We start from the raw sequence: 19,293 nt of genomic DNA on the forward strand, positions 1-19,293 counted from the left end.
AAATGAGCATAGAATGGTTATTATCTACAAAGAAGTAGTCCCCTTTGCTTTCAGTTTGTGTCAAAAATAGCAGAATATACAACTATTTTAATATCTGACCGTACTCTTCGGAGTTCAGAATCTCTAACGCACGCACTACGCTTTCATTGGTCGTATTTATTACCTGGAAGTATTCGGTCATATCCCATAGGTCGCGGGCGATCAAGGCCTTCAGTTGAGGCTTTACCAGCTTAAGGGCACGCGTGTATTGCTCTTCATTAAACTCTATCTTCTCATCACCGGCTATCTGTAGCAGGCTACCAAGTAAATCCTCTCCAACCTCAAAGTTGGCATTATAGCGTTCGAACTGCTTATACTCGCGGAGTAGTTTTTCCCGATTCTTTTCGACGTACCGCATGGTGGTTTTAAGTATAACGCCTTTTGCTGCCAGCTGGCGGTGATAGTCGGTATACAGGGTGGTATCAATGGGGACAAAATTGTCAGGCATAATTCCTCCTCCGCCGTATACCGTCCGTCCCAACTGTTTGGTTTTGCAGATCAATGAATCGGGAAAATGAATACTATCGGCGCTGATCATCTCTCCCCGGTTATAGCGATTGATTAAATCGTGGTTATATTCGTCAATATTAACCGCGCCACTTGCACCTGCACCCGCTCTGGGCGAACCTGCCGTCAGGCCGGAGTTATATGGTTTCTGGATGCTTCTTCCCGCCGGGGTATAATAACGGGCCACGGTAAGCCGTATCATGGAGCCGTCGGGCAGGTCGATTGGTCGTTGCACCAAACCTTTCCCGAAGGTACGGCGCCCTACGATAACGCCTCTGTCCCAGTCTTGTATAGCACCACTCACGATTTCGCTGGCCGAGGCCGAGTATTCATCAACCAGCACAACTACGCGCCCTTTACGGAACGCACCATTGCCTTTTGCAAAGAACTCACTGCGTTGCGAGTTTCTTCCTTCTGTATATACAATCAATTCTTTGGGACCAAGGAATTCATTTGCCATATCAATGGCTGCATTCAGGTAACCTCCTCCATTGCCTTGCAGGTCGAGGATCAGGTCTTTCATTCCTTTCTTTTGCAGATCGGACAATGATTTCTTAAACTCCTCGGCTGTTGTTGCCCCGAAGCGGTTGACACGAATATATCCCGTCTTGGGTTGTATGATGTACGAAGCATCTAAGCTGTAAATGGGTATTTTATCTCTCTTCACCGTAAAAACAATCGGATCGACAACGCCACGCCTTACGATGCTCAGGTTTACTTTCGAGTCTTTCGGACCCCGCAAACGACTCATGATCTCTTCTGTACTCATTTTCACACCGGCAATAGCGGTATCATTTACAGCCACAATGCGGTCGCCTGCTAGAATACCGACTTTTTCGGATGGACCATTGCTTACGGGTTGTATCACAAACAGGGTGTCCTCGATCATGTTGAACTGCACACCGATTCCCTCAAAATTGCCAACCAGCGGCTCATTCATCTTCTTTACCTCTTCGGCATCCGAATAAACAGAGTGAGGGTCCAGTTGCGTCAACATATTGATGATAGCTCCTTCAACAAGCTTATCCTCGTCCACCTGATCCACATACAGATTAGTGATGGCAAACTCTGCCATTTGCAGTTTACGTGATGCAGGGGTTTGTGCCTGAATGGTTGCAGCCAAGGAAACAAGAATACCCGCAAAAAGCAATTTAGTAATGTACTTCATACAATTATAGATTGGAACACAGAAAATCAAATAGTCATGCCTTCGGGGATAAACTGGCTGATATCTTTGTTATAGCTTAATAATTCGCGCACAATGGTCGAACTGATGCAACTTAGTTCAGGCTCGGTAAACAGCAATATGGTTTCGATCCCTGCCAGTTTGCGGTTGATATCGGCAATGGTTTCTTCGTACTCGAAGTCTTTTACGGTCCGTATCCCTCTCACAATAAACGCTGCATCTACTTGTTTTGCAAAGTCTATCGTCAAACAGTCGTATGCCATTACCTTTATTCTCGGTTCCTCTTTATAGAAATCCTCAATCATCTCCAGTCGTTTCTCGACCGGGAAGTAGGTGTTTTTATTTTCGTTGATACCAATACCTATCACCACCTCGTCCATAAAGGACAAAGCTCTTCGCACTACCGAATAGTGCCCTATGGTAAAGGGATCAAAGGTCCCCGGGAATATAGCTCTTCTCATAACTCTATTATGCGATATCTTCTTCTATAACCAAATTGTCTATAATAAAGTTCTGGCGTTCCATCGTGTTTTTACCCATATAGAATTCCAGCAGTTCTTTTACCAGGTCATTCTTGCGTAAAGTTACCGGCTCCAGACGCATATCGGGACCAATGAAATGTTTAAACTCATCGGGCGATATCTCTCCCAGTCCCTTAAACCGGGTGATTTCCGGGTTAGGGCTAAGTTCCTTAATTGCACTCAGGCGTTCTTCTTCCGTATAACAATAACTTGTCTTTTTCTTGTTACGTACGCGGAATAGCGGGGTTTGCAGGATATATACATGCCCCTTCTTAATCAAATCCGGGAAGAATTGCAGGAAGAAAGTGATCAACAGCAAACGGATGTGCATACCGTCCACGTCGGCATCAGTAGCAATAATTACTTTATTATAACGCAATCCTTCAATGCCATCTTCAATATTAAGAGCAGCTTGCAGCAGGTTAAACTCTTCGTTTTCGTATACCACCTTTTTGGTCATACCAAACGTGTTCAGCGGCTTACCACGAAGACTGAATACCGCTTGTGTAGTCACATCACGGCTTTTGGTGATTGAACCACTTGCAGAGTCGCCCTCGGTGATGAATATAGATGATCCTTCCTGGTCTTTTCCTTTCGTATCATTCAGGTGTACACGGCAGTCGCGCAACTTACGGTTATGCAGGTTGGCTTTCTTGGCACGCTCGCGAGCCAGCTTCGTAACCCCGGCAATGGCTTTACGCTCTTTCTCAGACTCCTGTATCTTTTGCAACATGATGTCCGAGGTTTCGTGATTGATGTGCAGGAAGTTATCCAGCTCCTTCTTCACGAAATCGCCAATAAATTTGCTGACAGATACCCCATCAGGTCCCATATCTTTTGAACCGAGCTTGGTCTTGGTCTGCGACTCAAAGACAGGTTCTTCTACTTTAATACTGATAGCCCCCACCATACCGCTACGGATATCGGCATAGTCGAAGTTCTTGGCAAAGTATTCTTTAACGGTACGGCTCACCGCTTCGCGGAAAGCACTCAGATGCGTACCCCCCTGCGTAGTATGTTGACCGTTTACAAACGAATAATACTCCTCACCATATTGGTTGGTGTGCGTCAATACCATCTCTATATCATCTCCCTTCAGGTGAATGATCGGATAGAGCGCATCGGTGGTCATGTATTCATTCAACAAATCGACCAGTCCGTTGCGGGAATGGAAACGCTTGCCGTTGAAGATAATGCTCAGGCCGGAGTTAAGGAACACATAGTTCTTCAACAACGGTTCAATATATTCTGATTGATATTGATAATCTTTAAAAATAGAATTATCCGGGATGAACTCCGTCAGTGTTCCGTTAGGTTCATCGGTTTTCGTGATTGGATATTCCTTGATGACGTTTCCACATTCAAACTCTACGGTTTTCATTTCGCCATCGCGATAACTGGATACGCGGAAATAGGTAGACAGGGCGTTTACGGCCTTGATACCGACTCCATTCAACCCTACGGATTTCTTAAAAGCCTTTGAGTCATACTTACCACCGGTATTCATTTTGGAAGCCACATCGACTACCTTCCCCAAAGGAATGCCGCGTCCATGGTCGCGTACAGTAACTTTCCCATCGCGGATGGTTACATCAATCGTCTTTCCGAATCCCATCATATACTCGTCCATAGAATTGTCCATAGTCTCTTTCAGAAGGACATAGATACCATCATCGGAATGTGATCCATCGCCTAGTTTACCAATGTACATACCGGGGCGGCGACGAATATGCTCTTTCCAATCAAGCGTTCTGATGTTATCCTCGGTATACGTTACCTCTTGCAGCTTTTCTTCCATAATCTTCGAATGTACCAATTACTTTAATTTGCGAATGAAAGCGCGACGGCGCTTATGTTGCTGTGTTTCAAAGTATTCCCACTGTGCCTGTACTTTTCCATTCTCTTCCAGTTCGGGGTTGCTTTCCGCAAAGATAAAACCTAATTTTTGATAAATCGGAATTAAATCGGAAAATAACAAAGCGTTAACACCTTTGTTCTGATACTCGGGTTTTACGGCAACGAGCAATAATTCGAGCATCTTGGCACGGCGCTTCATAAACAACGCTTTCAGTAAATAGAACCATCCGAAAGGGAATAATTTACCTTTTCCTTTTTGCAGGGCCTCGGCCAGGGATGGCATAGACAGCCCTACGGCTACCAATTTGTCTTCTGAATCTGTGACCAGTGTCACCATGCGTAAATCAACAATCGGCAGGTATTTACTTACATATTGATCAATCTGTTTTTGCGAGAGAGGCGAGTAACCATAAAACTCTTTATAAGCTTCATTCATCAGTTCAAATATAGCCTGCCCACGTTCTGCCGCTATCTTTTTAGCTGAAGTGTACTTTTCAATCTTAAGATTATATTTCTTCTGAACAAGTTCGGATATGCGGCGATGTTTATCGGGAATAGCATCGGGAATAAATATCTTATATTCAACCCAATCGGCATCCTTTTCATACCCAAGTTTCTCCATGTGTTCCGGATAATAAGGATAATTATATATGGTTGCCATGGTACTTAACTGGTCAAATCCTTCGACCAACATGCCTTCCGCATCAAAATCGGTGAACCCCAGCGGACCCTGAATGTATTCCATTCCTTTGGCTTTTCCCCACTCTTCGACTGCATTCAGCAAGGCTGAGGAAACTTCCAGATCGTCAATAAAATCAATCCATCCAAAGCGGACTCCCTTCTTGTTCCAGACTTTGTTTACTTTGTGGTTAATGATTCCGGCTATACGGCCAACAATTTTGCCGTCTTTATAAGCCAGGAAATAATCTGCCTCACAGAATTCAAATGCTGCATTCTTTTCTTTAGAGAACGTTTCGACCATATCACTATACAAGTCGGGAACGGAGTATGGATTATCTTTGTAGAATTCGTAGTTGAATCGAATGAATTGCTTAAGTTCTTTTTTAGTTGAGACCTTTTTAATGGTAATACTCATGGCTTATTTATAAATTAGAATGCAAAGATAGGAGATTCTTGCCAATTCTTGCTCATTCTCAACTGGCAAAAATCAATGCTACGGTATACGCTACGTAACACAGAATCATAACACTTCCTTCTATCCGGGTAATGGTGCGCTTTGCAAAAAACAACCCGAAAACCCAAAGAAGTATGCCCGAAGCTACAAGAGCAAGTAAATCAAAATTAGTAATATCGCCCATGCGCATGGGGACAATAGAAGCGCTACATCCCAAGACAAAGAAGATATTAAAAAGGTTGCTTCCGATCACATTTCCAATCGCGATCTCGGGGTTCTTTTTAAGTGCCGCAACGATAGATGTTGCCAGTTCCGGCAGAGATGTTCCGCCGGCAACAAGGGTTAGCCCGATAATCGACTCGCTCACCCCCAGGCTACGGGCAATGCCTGTTGCACCTTCAACGAACCATTGACCACCCAGAATCAATCCGGCTAAGCCTCCAACCATAAAAAGCACCGACTTCCAGACGGGAAGTATGCTGATTTCCTCTTCGCCGGAGCTTTCATTGTTTCCGTTGAATGCAATGGCAAACGTATATCCCAGGAAGATGATGAAGAAACAAAGCAGAATGAGTCCGTCGGTAGTACTCAGGATATTTTCCGGCGCTTTATCCAGAAGGACATCGTTTGCACAAACCAATAAAACGATAGAGGCCAGGATGCAGAGCGGAATTTCTTTTCGTAATGTATTCCGGGTAATTACAATAGGTGCAAACAGGGCGGTACAACCTACAATCATCAAAGTATTGAAGATGTTGCTCCCCACCACATTACCAATGGCAATGTCCGAACTTCCTTTTAAGGCTGAAGACACACTTACGGTCAGCTCCGGTGCCGATGTTCCGAAAGCGACAATAGTCAGACCGATAACGATAGAGGGGATTTTGAAACGCTTCGCAGTTGATGCAGCGCCATCAGTAAGTCCGTTGGCTCCAAGTAGTATGAGGACCAATCCTCCCAGCAACAATAATATATCCATATCGATAGTATATATAAAGAATCGCGCAAAGATAATGATTCCAATGATGTTATTTCGAAAATATTATGTATGTTTGACAGATTTATTATATTAAACTGTGTAAACAAGTATTATCCGGAGTTTCTATGTTTATGAGAAAAAGCGTATTACTCGCCACCCTGGCGTTTCTGTTTTTCTACAATAGCCATGCTAACGCACAATTAAGCAACATCATCAATGCCGTTACGGCAAATCGCGACAGCATACACCAAGATACACTTGCCGTATCTAAAGACTCAGTAAAAATCCTCGAGATGCAACAGGCTTTGGAGGAGGCCCGTATCAATGAGATGAATTTGCGTATGGAAATGGAGCAGCTCCGTTTCGCTACGGTGATAACCGACTCGCTGAGAAAAGCCGAAAGTAAACAGCGGATTGATTCTTTACGGAGTATTACCGTAGCAACTCCGGTAGTCGTAGAAGGAGATACATTATATTATATCTATTCCAGACGCGGGGGTGTCTCTCCAAGGGAAAGAGCCGCGAGTGTAACGAAGATGGTATTATCACTTGGGAAGCAATTCTCCCTGAATCCTGATTCTGTTTATATTGAAAGCACAGATATCACTACGGAATTAATGTATAAAGACAAGGTTATCGCTTCCTTTACTGACCTTGATGGCTTATGGGAGAATACAACACGCGATGAACTGGCAAGCGAAAGGCGCCTCATTATTGTAAACAAACTATATGAACTGCAAAAGGAATATGGATTGATGCAATTACTGAAAAGGGTATTCTTTTTTGTCCTGGTTATTGCTATACAAATACTACTTATTTGGGGAACAGTCTGGCTTTACAGACGGGGAAAGTTACAGATACTTCGTTTGAGAGATTCCAGATTAAAGGCTATTTCGATCCGTGATTATGAATTGTTTGATACACAAAAGCAGGTACGTATTCTAACCTTTTTTGCTAATCTGGTAAAATACGTTCTTATTTTTATTCAGCTTATCTTCTCAATACCTATTATCTTTTCCATATTTCCGCAGACTGAAGATTTGGCTTACAAGATCTTCTCATATATATGGAATCCGATTAAGAAAATAGGGATCAGTGTTATTGATTATATTCCTAATTTATTCACGATTATAATAATCTGGCTAGCTATCCGATATCTGGTTAAAGGTGTTGGTTATCTGGCTAATGAGATACAATCGGAGAAGTTAAAGATTAGCGGGTTTTATCCAGACTGGGCGCACCCAACCTATCAGATCGTACGCTTTCTTTTGTATGCGTTTATGATAGCTATGGTATACCAATACCTACCTGGTTCGGACTCGGGTATTTTCCAGGGGGTATCGGTATTTGTCGGGTTGATCGTATCGTTGGGGTCGAGTTCGGTGATCGGTAATATTATGGCGGGACTGGTGATTACTTATATGCGACCGTTCAAGATCGGCGACCGCATTAAGTTGAATGACACAGTGGGTAATGTAATGGAGAAAACGCCGTTTGTTACCCGCATTAAGACTCCGAAGAATGAGATTGTAACGATACCGAATTCATTTATCATGTCTTCGCATACAGTGAACTATAGTTCGTCTGCTCGTGATTATGGGCTGATTATTCATTCGGAGGTGAGTTTTGGTTTCGAGATTCATTGGAAGATTGTACATGATTTGCTTATCGCGGCGGCATTAAAAACGCCTGGTGTTAGCGAAGAGCCTAAACCGTTTGTTCTGGAGACTTCGTTGCATGACTTCTATGTGATGTATCAGATCAATGCGTATATTAAGGATGCCAATAAACTGGCACAGATTTACTCTGATCTCCACCAGAATATTATGGATGGGGCAAATGAAGCGGGAATAGAGTTATTGTCGCCCCATTATTATGCAAAACGGGATGGTAGTGAGACTACGATTCCCAAGGAGTATCAGGAGAAGGAGATTAATAAATAATGATTACCGCTTACATTTAATCAACACTTTCTTATCATCGTTCAGGGTCGTAGCGAAAAGGTAAACTTCTCCTCCGTCTTTTAGTTTTGTGCGTTTGCGCAGTTCGGCTACGGACATGGGGAAGTTGCGGACGGTTATATTGGCTTGGGATAACCCTGCTAGTAGTGTTTTATCTTTGACTGATCCGATAGCAAGAACTTCGAAGCAGCGGCCGGGAAAGTTTTCGACCTTTTGATCTGAGGTATAAAGGTGGCTGTTCCGATGGAGCTTTTTCAATCCGAAACGGGAGGCAACTGCGCGGAATGCTCCGGCTTTCAGGATGGAAGCATTGGGTTCGTATAGGTAGGTTGCTACTTGATTGGTATATGGGGTAATTGCACTTGCTTCTTCATTGTGGGTAAAGGCAAATGTCTGGGTGCCTTTATGGGTGAAATTGACGCAATGAATGGAGGCGTCTTTATCTGCGTTTTCTAGGATCAGCAATAGCTCTTTGCATTCGTTTTGCACGGAGATTACATGTACTTCGGTGGTGTGTTTTAAGGCGCGGAGTGCTAATGAGAGGTCGAGCATGGGGGAGAGCTTGATCATTACCCGGCTGGCTTTGCGGAGTAATAGTTCTTCTAATGCTTCTACATCGGGTTCGCAATCGGATATTAGTACGGTTTTGCCGCCGTGTTCATTGCGGCGGGCGGGGTCAATAAAGATGCAATCTACGGGGGAGGTTTCATTGAGTGCCTCAACGCTGTCTTTGTTTGAAACGATAATATGGTGAAGGCCGAGGAGATTGAAGTTGTGGGTGGCGATATGGCACAACTCTGTTTGGCGTTCGATATAGGTTGCGTATTTGAAGCCGGCGGACAGGAAGGCGCAATCAATGCCGAAGCCTCCGGTAAGGTCGATAAGGGTTTCGCCGCTGAAAAGGCTGGCTTTATATTGGGCGGTTAGCTCGGAGGAGCATTGTTCCAGAGATAGATGCACGGGGTAGATGATGCCTTCGGTTGCGTACCAGGAGGGGATTTTATGCTCGGCAGTTTGTCGCCCGGCAATTTGATTGATGATGAAGGGCATGTCCATCCCGGGGTACTTCTTTGCCTGAAGCGCCAGTGTACGAACATCATCGTGTTGATGATCGCGGATGAATTGGATTGTTTCGGGAGTGAATTGCACGAATAATTACTCTATCAACAATGAGGTATGCGACATATCTCTAACAATAATGCCGTCGTCGAAGACTTCATACGCAAAGATCCAGTCTTTTTCAAATACCGCACATCTATAACCCATTACCCGCCATCTTTTAAAACGACATAAGGGATAATCCGCCTCACCAGCAAGAGATAACAGAAAACCATCTATCCTATCGGTTCTCTTATGTGCAGCTTCTCTCGATAGTTTCAAATCCTCAATAAGGTAATCTCTTAAATCGACAACCTTATTCATAACAGTTTCAGAAACAAGAACCTCACGCATTTTTGTCGAAATATTCATCAATCTGATGATGCAACTCACCAACAAAAGCACTTACCGGAACAGCATTACATTCTGCGGCAGCTTCGCGGAAACTTTTCTTTTTTTCCTCGACAACTGTAGCATAGGGTAGCGTCTTGATATATTCAAGGAGCTGCTTTGCTTGTAGGTTATTGTTATCTTCAATAATGATTGTTGTCATAATCACTTTCGCCATTAGTCTTTCACAAAGATAGAGAGAATAAATAAACTAAATGTATTTTCGGGGGTTAATTTACTGTAACAATAGCCAAGGGGCTTTCACTATTCTATTAGTTTATAATTCCTTTTGGCTACTTCGCGGCTATACAGATTGAAGTGCCACCACTCGCTATGCAAGGCACGGAAGCCGGCGTTGCGCATAACTTCACGCAGGAGTTCACGGTTTTCTTTTTCTTGCTGGGTGATGATGCCATTCTTTACCAATTGGGCTTCGTTGGTGGTGTGCGCTTCAGGTCCCAGGTGATCGACTTCTGTACCCATAGGTAAAGGGATTCCGTCGGCATCAAGAATGCTGAGGTCTACTGCGAGGCCATAGTTGTGCAGGCCGCCGCCGCGGGCGGGGTTGGATACGTATATGTTCTTTGAGGTGCCTTTCACCAGGTTCCACATTTTTCGTTGAGCGGACATGGGACGGGTGGCATCGTATATGATCAGGGTGTAATCGGGGTGTTTTGCTTTCAGGAGCCGCTGGGCTTTCAGCAGGGCTTCTGCAGCTTCGGGGTGCAGATAGGCTTCTGTGAGGTCATCGTACATGATCTCGCCTACGAAGTTATTGGGGGTTGCATAGAGTAGGGAGACGGCGATGGAAGGGTTCAGTTGGGATATGTCGACTAAACCGAGGGAGTCGAAGCGTGCCGCTGTCGCCGACAAGGTGGTGGGAGCCTCATCAGGCACCAAAACGCTAGATGCCTGCTCTTTGTCCGCATGGAAATCTGGCTGCGGCACCTTGCCGCTGCCGCCGCTACATGCCACCAGCAGCAAGGCAGGAAGCAGGAACAACCCGATATACTGTTTTATACCTCTATTCAAAACTTCTCCTTTCTATCAAATTTGCCCTCGGCGGTATAATATTTCCATGTACCTTTGGGTTTGTTTTTGCTATATTTACCTCTCACCCTAAGCGTACCATCTTCATAATACTCGCGGTAACGCCCATGTCGGCGACCATCTTTCACTTCGGATTCGCTTTTCAATGCCCCATCGGGATGGAACTCGCGCAATACATTGCCTTCGAACTTCTCTACATAGAAGCGTTTCAACTCACTCATGAGTTCTTTTTCCGTCTCGGCGTCTTCGTTCATTGCTTTGTCTTCCTTGTCGATTTCGTCTTCCGGTACTTCGGCAACAAGCTCTTTTGCGTAAGGCTTGAAATCCATGATGTAATGCAGGGAAACTTGTTGTTTGTTGCCAACAATCTGCATGGTCCAGTAAGGGAAGGAGTAAAGCACGTCCTGATTGGTTTGCATGTCCTTCCAGGTTTCGGCGCTCACCATCGTTTTCAATTGCGGGAAGAATTTATGGATATCGGTATAGACAAAGGCCGTGGAAGCGGAGTGGAAGTAAGAGTACGCGTTCTTGAATCCCGGATTGTTCTTCAGCAGGTTCTTTTGCTCGTAGTCTTCGATAAAGGAAAGCAGGCTTGAGGATTTGTTGCTGAACACCACATAATCGTCAATATACGTATAGTAGGGTTTCTCGAACTTATCGAACAGTCCACCGAAGAAGAGGCGGAAGAAGCCTTTCATTTCGAGATATTTCACCTCAAAGTCTTTGTAGTTGGTGGTTTTGATCTTTATCGGAGTACGGTTTTTGACTTTCTTTTCGATGAAATCCATCTTCTCGTGGGCGTCTTTGATGCTTTTGGCCCGGATGGCGAGTATCAGTTCCGGTTCGCGCCCAAGCAGTCCCGGCTCGGATTGCGACATGGCGAATTCGCCGGACATCCAGCTCAGGAAGTGTTCTTCGAGGGAGATGCCGAACAGGCTTTCTATCTTCTTGCGGGAGCTTTGATAGGCGTCGTACGTTGTTTTATCGGTTGCGGAGAGGGTGTTTTCGAGCTCTTTCACGAAAGTCACCGGATCGTCGAAGCCGATGTTGGTATAGAAGGCCGTGCGGCCGGACATGATTTCGTGGGCTTTCATCCGGTGCTTGCCCGAGCTTAATAGGGCGGAGACGTAGGGGTCGGCCACTTCTTTACGCATGGTGTAGCCTTTGATCTCCATCTTATCGCGGTCGGTGTTGAAGAAGAGGCCGGCAAAGTCCATTGAGTTGCTGAACATGTCGATGTACTCGTTGCGCCCGCCCAGGTAGATGGACATGAACTGTGGCAGGTTGGCGTAGTTGATGTAGAGCCTGACCAGCCCTTTGCCGGCAACGAGTTTCTCGGCTTCGATGAACGCGTGGTTAAGCCCGATCTTGGGGATTTTGCGGCAATCGATAGAGGCTTGCAGCAGTTGCGATTTGTAGGACATGACGAGGTGATTATCCACAAAAGCCATATAAAGGATGTCGCGGGTTTCGGGGTCGCGCATTTCGTGGATGGTAACGCCGCCGTAGGCGCGTTGGGTAACTTCGCCTCCGGCTAGTTTCAGTACGGTTTCAATCTGGTCTTTGAGCATCTCCATTTTCGAGGCTTTTTGCATGTCGACCACCGCCAGGAAGTCCCACTCGGTGGTGCGCGTTTTGTGGAGGGAGATCAGCATATCGCGCTTGCCGACGAGCGAAAGCAGGGTTTTGTTACTTTGTATAATGGAGTCGACCGACTCGATGGTGGTCGTAATCTCGGCAATGGAGCGGGCTTGCTTCAGGGTTTGCCAGGTTTCGCTTTTGCTGAACCGTCGCCAATCGTTAACCGGGTCGGAGGTTTCGATGATAAACGCGGCGTCTTCGGGCACGAGGTAGATCTGCCGGATGTTGCGGTCGGGCGAGAACAGAACGTACACCGCGTTATATGCCATGTAGCCGGCAACGACCAATACAGCCGTCAACAAAACTCTTCTCACAAACTTCGGATTGAGTTTTCTTCTGGGCTTTCGCGGCGGCTCCGGGTGCTCATTCGTTTCGGGAATAGAGGGCTGTTCCTGGTTTACGGGAACTTGTTCGTGCTCTTGATCTTGTGTGTTAATCTGTTCATCCATAACTCGTTCTTAATTAATTTGAATGCGGAACAAAGGTACAAAAAAAGATATATCGGGCGGTGTGGCCGACGGGTAAAAATGATCCAGTGCCTCAGCGATGTTCATCCACTGGCTGAGGCGGGCTGAGGCACTGGCTCAATCTACCTGAGCCAGTGGATGAATCTGGCTGAGCCAGTGGCTCAATCTCCCTGAAGTTGTGGCTCAAACAGATTAGCATACCGGGTGAAACAGATTCATCTACTGAATAAACCCCATTCGCCCACCGGCTGAGCGAGATTCAGCCTATGGCTCAGCGACATTGACCCACTGCCCGAAGTTTACGAAAGCAGTATTAAATTATACCGCACGCAGGGTATAGATTTATATCTTTTTCGTACCTTTGCACATATTTATATAGCTTAGGATTAAATGAGTCCAGTAAACTTCACTCACATTTTGACACAGGCAGTCGACGAGCTTTCGGATAGCGAGTCATACAAAGGACTGTTCCACCAACATAGAGACGGCGATCCATTGCCCTCTGCATCGGCTCTACGCGAAATCATCGAGCTGGCACGCTCTATACTCTTCCCCGGTTATTTCGGCAATTCAACCGTCAACAGTCGCACCATAAAATACCACATTGGCGTAGATGTTGAGAAGCTCTTCGAGCTGCTTATCGAGCAAATCATGGCAGGGCTGTGCTTTTGTGAGGACGAAGATTGTCAGGAGTGCACCGACTCAAAACGCGATACGGCCACCAAACTGGCTGCCGATTTCATCAGTCGGCTACCCGAGATGCGCCGCATGCTGGCCACAGACGTCGAGGCGGCATACAACGGCGACCCGGCAGCAGAAAGCTACGGCGAGGTAATCAGTTGCTACCCGGCCATTCGCGCCATCAGCAACTACCGCATAGCCCACGAACTGCTGGTATTGGGCGTGCAACTCATTCCGCGGATCATCACCGAAATGGCGCACAGCGAAACCGGTATCGACATACACCCCAGCGCCCAGATCGGATCGCACTTCACGATCGACCACGGAACGGGAGTCGTTATCGGCGCCACCACCATCATCGGCAACAACGTAAAACTATACCAAGGCGTCACACTGGGAGCCAAAAGCTTCCCACTGGACGAAGACGGCAACCCGATCAAAGGCATCATCCGCCACCCGATCATTGAGGACGACGTTATCATCTACTCCAACGCCACCATCCTGGGACGCATCGTCATTGGCAAAGGAGCCACCATCGGAGGCAATATCTGGGTAACCGAAGATGTGCCAGCGGGAGGAAGAGTAGTGCAACAGCCTCACCCCAGCCCTCTCCAAAGGAGAGGGGGCAAGGAAGACAGCTTTGTAAAGTAAAGATCAGAAACTGCTACATAATAAATTAACAAATTCATTATTAATGAGTAAAACAAATAACGAGATAGACGGAAGTAACCCCGCCTCCTTCTCCTTTGGAGAGGGCCGGGGTGAGGCTACAAGTTTTGAAATGATTGCCAAAACCTTCCAGGGACTGGAAGAAGTACTGGCAACGGAACTTATTAACCTGGGGGCCAATGATGTTCAGATAGGACGGCGCATGGTATCTTTCAGCGGAGACAAAGCCATGATGTACAAAGCCAACTTCTGCCTGCGTACAGCCATTCGCATCCTGAAACCCATCAAACACTTCAAGGCCAACAACGCCGACGAGGTTTACGAGCAAATCAAAGCCATCAAGTGGGAAGGCATACTTGATGTCGAAAAAACATTCGCCGTAGACGCCACCGTGTTCAGCGATGAGTTCCGTCACTCCAAGTTCGTTTCGTACAAAGTAAAAGATGCCATCGTCGACTATTTCCGCGACCTGAACGGCAAACGCCCATCCGTCCGTATCAATAAGCCCGACGTATTCCTCAATATCCACATCGCACAGACCACCTGCACGCTGTCACTCGACTCCTCGGGCGAATCCCTTCACCGCCGTGGCTACCGCCAGGAAGCCGTAGAAGCTCCCCTCAACGAAGTGCTCGCAGCAGGCATGATCCTGATGACAGGCTGGAAAGGCGAATGCGACCTGATAGACCCCATGTGTGGCTCGGGAACCATTCCAATCGAAGCCGCCCTCATCGCCCGCAACATCGCTCCGGGCGTATTCCGCAAAGAATTTGCTTTCGAGAAATGGGTAGACTTCGACCAAAACCTCTTCGACTCCATCTACAACGACGATACGCAGGAACGCGATTTTACCCACAAGATATACGGCTACGATAACAACAACCAGGCCAACGAAATTGCCACCCGCAACATCAAAGCCGCTGGGGTATCGAAAGACGTTGTACTGAAACTACAACCCTTCCAGCAATTCGAGAAGCCGGCAGAGAAGTCAGTCATGATCACCAACCCACCCTACGGCGAACGTATATCCACCCGCGACCTGCTCGGACTATACCAAATGATCGGCGAACGCCTGAAACATGCTTTCAGCGGAAACGATGCCTGGATACTGAGCTACCGCGAAGAATGCTTCGAGCAAATCGCCCTGAAACCCAGCGCCAAGATCCCATTGTTCAATGGTGCACTGGAATGCGAGTTCCGCAAGTACGAACTATTTGATGGTAAATACAAAGCCTTTCGGCAAGGTGCCGATTCCAAGTCTCCATCCGGCGAGCGGCGAGAGCAGCGAGGCACTGCGCCCAGCCGGCAAGACGCCGGTGCCAGATCTCCTTACAGGGAAAAACCTGCTGATAACGACCGTCCGAGAAGTTCAAGACCTTACGATAGAGAATCCGGAAAGAGGGAATTCCCTAAGAAAGACTCCGGGAAGAAAGAGTTTCCCGCCAGGAAAGAAGCACCGAAGGGAGAGTTCGTAGAAACCTATCGCGCGGAAAAGCCGCAAACGGGCAAGCGCGAAAGGATAAAGAAAGAGGAGTAAAACGGAAAGGAAAGAAGTATATTTTAGCTCCCACCACCCCGGGGTGGTGGGAGTAGTTCAAATAACACATCAATCAACATAATGAAAACATTCGTAATGACCCTGTGTACAACACTCCTGATGAGTACCCCCGGCGTAGCGCAAAAACCAGCGCCTACGATAAACGACCTCATTCCGGGTGGAGCAACATACCGCTTTGCCGAAAACCTGTATGGTGTACAATGGTGGGGAGATTCCTGTGTTAAACCAGACATCGACCATCTGTTCATTGTGAATACCCGTACCGGGCAACAAAGCCTCATGATCACCCGCGAACAGCTCAATAAAACATTAGAAGCAGAAGGACTACCCAAACTACCATACCTCAACACAGTAGAATTTCCTTGGGCGGATTCCGGCGAAATGCTGATCTTCCTAAAGAAGAAATACATCATCTTTAACCTCAAAGAAAACAAAGCCACCCTTCTGCATACACTCCCCGACAAAGCAGCCAACATTGACTTCTGCAACGAAAACCGTCAGGTAGCCTATACCGTAGACAACAACCTCTACATCGACGACCGCCAGATTACCCAAGAGCCAGACGGCATCATCTGCGGACAATCCGTACACCGCAGCGAGTTCGGCATTAACAAAGGCACATTCTGGAGTCCCAAAGGAAACCTTATGGCATTCTACCGCATGGACGAAAGCATGGTTACCCAATACCCGTTGGTAGATATCACCACCCGCATTGCCGAAGTCAACAACATCCGCTACCCTATGGCAGGCATGACAAGTCACAAGGTAACCGTAGGCATATACGACACCAATACCCAAACCACCATCTACCTGAACGCAGGCGACCCAACCGACCGCTACTTCACCAACATCTCATGGTCGCCCGACGAGAAGTCTGTTTACCTGATAGAACTCAACCGCGATCAGAACCATTCCAAACTTTGCCAATACGATGCAACAACCGGAAGTCTGATGGCCACTCTCATCGAAGAGAAGCATCCCAAATACGTAGAGCCTCAGCACCCCATCACCTTCCTGCCTTGGGATGCCACAAAGTTCATCTACCAAAGCCAGCAAGACGGCTACAACCATCTTTATCTATACAACACCGAAGGAAAGCTGATCAAACAACTCACCTCGGGGGCTTGGTTGGTAAAAGACCTCATCGGTTTCAACAAGAAAAGCAAATGCGCATTCATTCAAACCACAGAGCTTTCGCCACTGCAAAGCAACATCTACCGATTGGACATTCCAAGCGGTAAACGGACACTGTTGGGAACAGATACCGGTGTACACCAAGCTAAACTAAGCCCATCCGGCACGTATTTCATCGACACCTATACAGCACCCGATGTTCCCCGCAGCATCAACATCATTGATACCCAAAAAGGCAAAAGCATCAACCTGCTCACCGCCGAAAACCCATTCAAGGATTTCGAGATGCCAACCATCGAGACAGGAACCATCAAAGCTGCCGACGGCGTAACCGACCTCTACTACCGCATGGTTAAACCCGCCGACTTCGATCCTAACAAAAAGTACCCTACCGTTGTTTATGTATACGGAGGTCCCCACGCCCAGATGATTACCAATGGTTTCCAATACGGTGCCCGCGGATGGGATCTCTACATGCCGACTCAAGGTTTCATCATGTTCACGCTCGACAATCGCGGAAGCAGTAACCGCGGACTGGAATTTGAGAACTGTACATTCCGCAACCTCGGCATTGAAGAATGCAAAGACCAAGTCAAAGGCATTGAATATCTGAAAACCCTTCCTTATATAGATGCCGAACGCATAGGCGTACACGGCTGGAGCTACGGTGGACACATGACCACCGCCCTGTTATTACGCCATCCCGATATATTCAAAGTGGGCGTTGCCGGCGGACCGGTAATCGATTGGAAATATTACGAAATCATGTATGGCGAACGCTATATGGATACCCCGGAAAGCAACCCGGAAGGTTACGAACAAGGAAACCTGAATAATCTGGCAGGAAACCTGAAAGGACACTTGCTCATTATTCACGATGACCATGACGATACTTGCGTACCGCAACACACGCTATCATTTATGAAAGCCTGTGTAGATGCCGGCACATATCCCGATCTGTTTATCTATCCGGGACATAAGCACAACGTCATCGGTCGCGACCGCGTACACCTGCATGAGAAAATAACAAGATACTTTGCGGAAAGATTGCGGTGAACGGTGAGGCGCCGTACCCAGGTTTTAAATGCTGGTAAAAGTAAACAGTTAACAATAAAGAAGAAATATATAAAACAGAATATACAATGAATATTTTACTCCTTGGTTCAGGAGGTCGCGAGCACGCACTAGCCTGGAAAATAGCCCAAAGCCCTAAAGTAGAGAAACTATATATTGCTCCCGGCAATGCCGGAACAGCATCAGTAGGCGAAAACGTAGATATCAAAGCAACCGACTTTGAAGCACTGAAAACCTTCGCCCTCGAAAGAAGCATCGACATGATCGTGGTAGGCCCGGAAGACCCGCTGGTACAAGGAATCTACGACTTCTTCACCGGAGATATCACCACACGCCATATCGCCATTATCGGTCCGTCCGCACAAGGCGCACTATTGGAAGGCAGCAAAGAATTCGCTAAAGAATTCATGCAACGCCACAACATACCAACCGCCCGATACCTGAGCGTAACCAACGAAAATATAGAAGAAGGTTTCGCTTTCCTCGAAACACTCGAAGCCCCATATGTGCTAAAAGCCGACGGACTTTGTGCAGGAAAAGGCGTGCTCATCCTTCCGACGCTTGAAGACGCTAAGTTTGAACTCAAAGCCATGCTCGATGGCATGTTCGGACAAGCAAGCTGCACAGTAGTAATCGAACAATTCCTTAGCGGTATAGAATGCTCTGTATTCGTCCTGACCGATGGTGATAACTACAAAATCCTACCCGTTGCCAAAGACTACAAACGTATCGGCGAGGGCGATACCGGACTGAATACCGGAGGTATGGGAAGCGTAACCCCCGTTCCATTTGCAGACGAAGAGTTCATGCAAAAGGTATGCGAGCGCATTGTGGAACCAACCATCAACGGTCTGAAAGAAGAAGGTATCGTCTACAAAGGCTTCATCTTCCTCGGCCTGATGAATGTAAAAGGCGACCCAATGACCATTGAATACAATGTACGTATGGGCGATCCTGAAACAGAAAGCGTCATGCTCCGCATCGAAAGCGACCTGGTCGAACTATTCGAAGGCGTAAACACCGGCGAACTGAATGAAAAAGAACTAATCATCGACCCACGCACAGCAGCCTGTGTAATCCTGGTAAGCGGTGGTTATCCCGAAAGCTACGAAAAAGGTTATCCCATTACGGGCCTGAACCTGGCCGAAGCATCGGACAGCATCATCTTCCATGCCGGAACCAAAATGAAAGACGGACATGTGGTAACCGACGGAGGACGCGTAATAGCCATCTCTTCGTATGGCGAAAACAAGGAAGAAGCCTTGAAGCAGTGCTATAAGGTGGCCAATATGATCGGGTTCGAAGATAAATATTATCGCAAAGATATTGGGTTCGACCTCTAAACC

At 46.8% G+C, this 19,293-nt stretch carries 15 protein-coding genes; 5 read left to right on the top strand and 10 right to left on the bottom strand.

Going from position 1 to position 19,293, the window contains the following annotated elements; all coding sequences use genetic code 11:
* Window positions 1-82 precede the first annotated feature (82 nt).
* From D0T87_RS01425 to D0T87_RS01445, 5 genes are read right to left on the bottom strand one after another with little or no spacing between them, the layout of a single operon-like run.
* Window positions 83-1,714: a S41 family peptidase gene (locus D0T87_RS01425; RefSeq protein WP_163172090.1), complete on the bottom strand. Its 1,632-nt coding sequence runs from the start codon at window positions 1,712-1,714 to the stop codon at window positions 83-85.
* Between the two features lie 26 nt (window positions 1,715-1,740).
* Entirely contained in the window at window positions 1,741-2,193 is a 453-nt protein-coding gene (gene coaD / locus D0T87_RS01430) for a pantetheine-phosphate adenylyltransferase (RefSeq protein ID WP_163172092.1), read from the bottom strand.
* Between the two features lie 7 nt (window positions 2,194-2,200).
* Window positions 2,201-4,051 (bottom strand): DNA topoisomerase IV subunit B, encoded by a 1,851-nt coding sequence (locus tag D0T87_RS01435; protein WP_163172094.1) that lies wholly within the window; start codon window positions 4,049-4,051, stop codon window positions 2,201-2,203.
* 18 nt (window positions 4,052-4,069) lie between these two features.
* Window positions 4,070-5,206 carry a GNAT family N-acetyltransferase gene (locus D0T87_RS01440; protein WP_163172096.1) on the bottom strand — a complete coding sequence of 379 codons (1,137 nt, stop codon included), beginning with the start codon at window positions 5,204-5,206 and terminating at the stop codon, window positions 4,070-4,072.
* A 58-nt stretch (window positions 5,207-5,264) separates the two neighbouring features.
* Window positions 5,265-6,224 carry a calcium/sodium antiporter gene (locus D0T87_RS01445; RefSeq protein ID WP_163172098.1) on the bottom strand — a complete coding sequence of 320 codons (960 nt, stop codon included), beginning with the start codon at window positions 6,222-6,224 and terminating at the stop codon, window positions 5,265-5,267.
* A 131-nt stretch (window positions 6,225-6,355) separates the two neighbouring features.
* On the opposite strand from D0T87_RS01445, the gene D0T87_RS01450 reads away from it, so the two are divergent.
* Window positions 6,356-8,167: a mechanosensitive ion channel family protein gene (locus D0T87_RS01450; RefSeq protein ID WP_163172287.1), complete on the top strand. Its 1,812-nt coding sequence runs from the start codon at window positions 6,356-6,358 to the stop codon at window positions 8,165-8,167.
* A 3-nt stretch (window positions 8,168-8,170) separates the two neighbouring features.
* On the opposite strand, the gene D0T87_RS01455 is transcribed toward D0T87_RS01450, so the two are convergent.
* From D0T87_RS01455 to D0T87_RS01475, 5 genes are all read right to left on the bottom strand, one after another.
* Entirely contained in the window at window positions 8,171-9,334 is a 1,164-nt protein-coding gene (locus tag D0T87_RS01455; protein WP_163172100.1) for a class I SAM-dependent methyltransferase, read from the bottom strand.
* A gap of 6 nt (window positions 9,335-9,340) precedes the next feature.
* Entirely contained in the window at window positions 9,341-9,607 is a 267-nt protein-coding gene (locus tag D0T87_RS01460) for a hypothetical protein (protein ID WP_239063408.1), read from the bottom strand.
* 22 nt (window positions 9,608-9,629) lie between these two features.
* Entirely contained in the window at window positions 9,630-9,836 is a 207-nt protein-coding gene (locus tag D0T87_RS01465) for a hypothetical protein (RefSeq protein WP_163172104.1), read from the bottom strand.
* A gap of 101 nt (window positions 9,837-9,937) precedes the next feature.
* The gene (locus tag D0T87_RS01470; protein ID WP_239063418.1) at window positions 9,938-10,573 is read right to left on the bottom strand and encodes a M15 family metallopeptidase; all 636 of its coding nucleotides are present in this window, start codon (window positions 10,571-10,573) and stop codon (window positions 9,938-9,940) included.
* 128 nt (window positions 10,574-10,701) lie between these two features.
* A complete protein-coding gene (locus D0T87_RS01475; RefSeq protein WP_163172106.1) occupies window positions 10,702-12,813 on the bottom strand; it encodes a DUF3352 domain-containing protein in 2,112 nt (703 codons plus the stop codon).
* A gap of 408 nt (window positions 12,814-13,221) precedes the next feature.
* Here D0T87_RS01475 and D0T87_RS01480 point away from each other — a divergent pair, with 408 nt between their 5' ends.
* The 4 genes from D0T87_RS01480 (at window position 13,222) to purD (ending at window position 19,290) form a co-directional block, all read left to right on the top strand.
* Window positions 13,222-14,163, top strand: a complete 942-nt coding sequence (locus tag D0T87_RS01480; protein ID WP_163172108.1) for a serine O-acetyltransferase — start codon at window positions 13,222-13,224, stop codon at window positions 14,161-14,163.
* Window positions 14,164-14,293: 130 nt separating this feature from the next.
* Window positions 14,294-15,718 carry a class I SAM-dependent RNA methyltransferase gene (locus D0T87_RS01485; RefSeq protein ID WP_163172291.1) on the top strand — a complete coding sequence of 475 codons (1,425 nt, stop codon included), beginning with the start codon at window positions 14,294-14,296 and terminating at the stop codon, window positions 15,716-15,718.
* An 81-nt stretch (window positions 15,719-15,799) separates the two neighbouring features.
* Window positions 15,800-17,929 (top strand): S9 family peptidase, encoded by a 2,130-nt coding sequence (locus D0T87_RS01490; RefSeq protein WP_163172110.1) that lies wholly within the window; start codon window positions 15,800-15,802, stop codon window positions 17,927-17,929.
* An 86-nt stretch (window positions 17,930-18,015) separates the two neighbouring features.
* Window positions 18,016-19,290, top strand: a complete 1,275-nt coding sequence (gene purD, locus D0T87_RS01495; protein ID WP_163172112.1) for a phosphoribosylamine--glycine ligase — start codon at window positions 18,016-18,018, stop codon at window positions 19,288-19,290.
* Window positions 19,291-19,293 lie beyond the last annotated feature (3 nt).

The sequence above is a fragment of the Bacteroides sp. 51 genome (genome assembly GCF_010500965.1).
GTDB lineage: Bacteria > Bacteroidota > Bacteroidia > Bacteroidales > Bacteroidaceae > Bacteroides.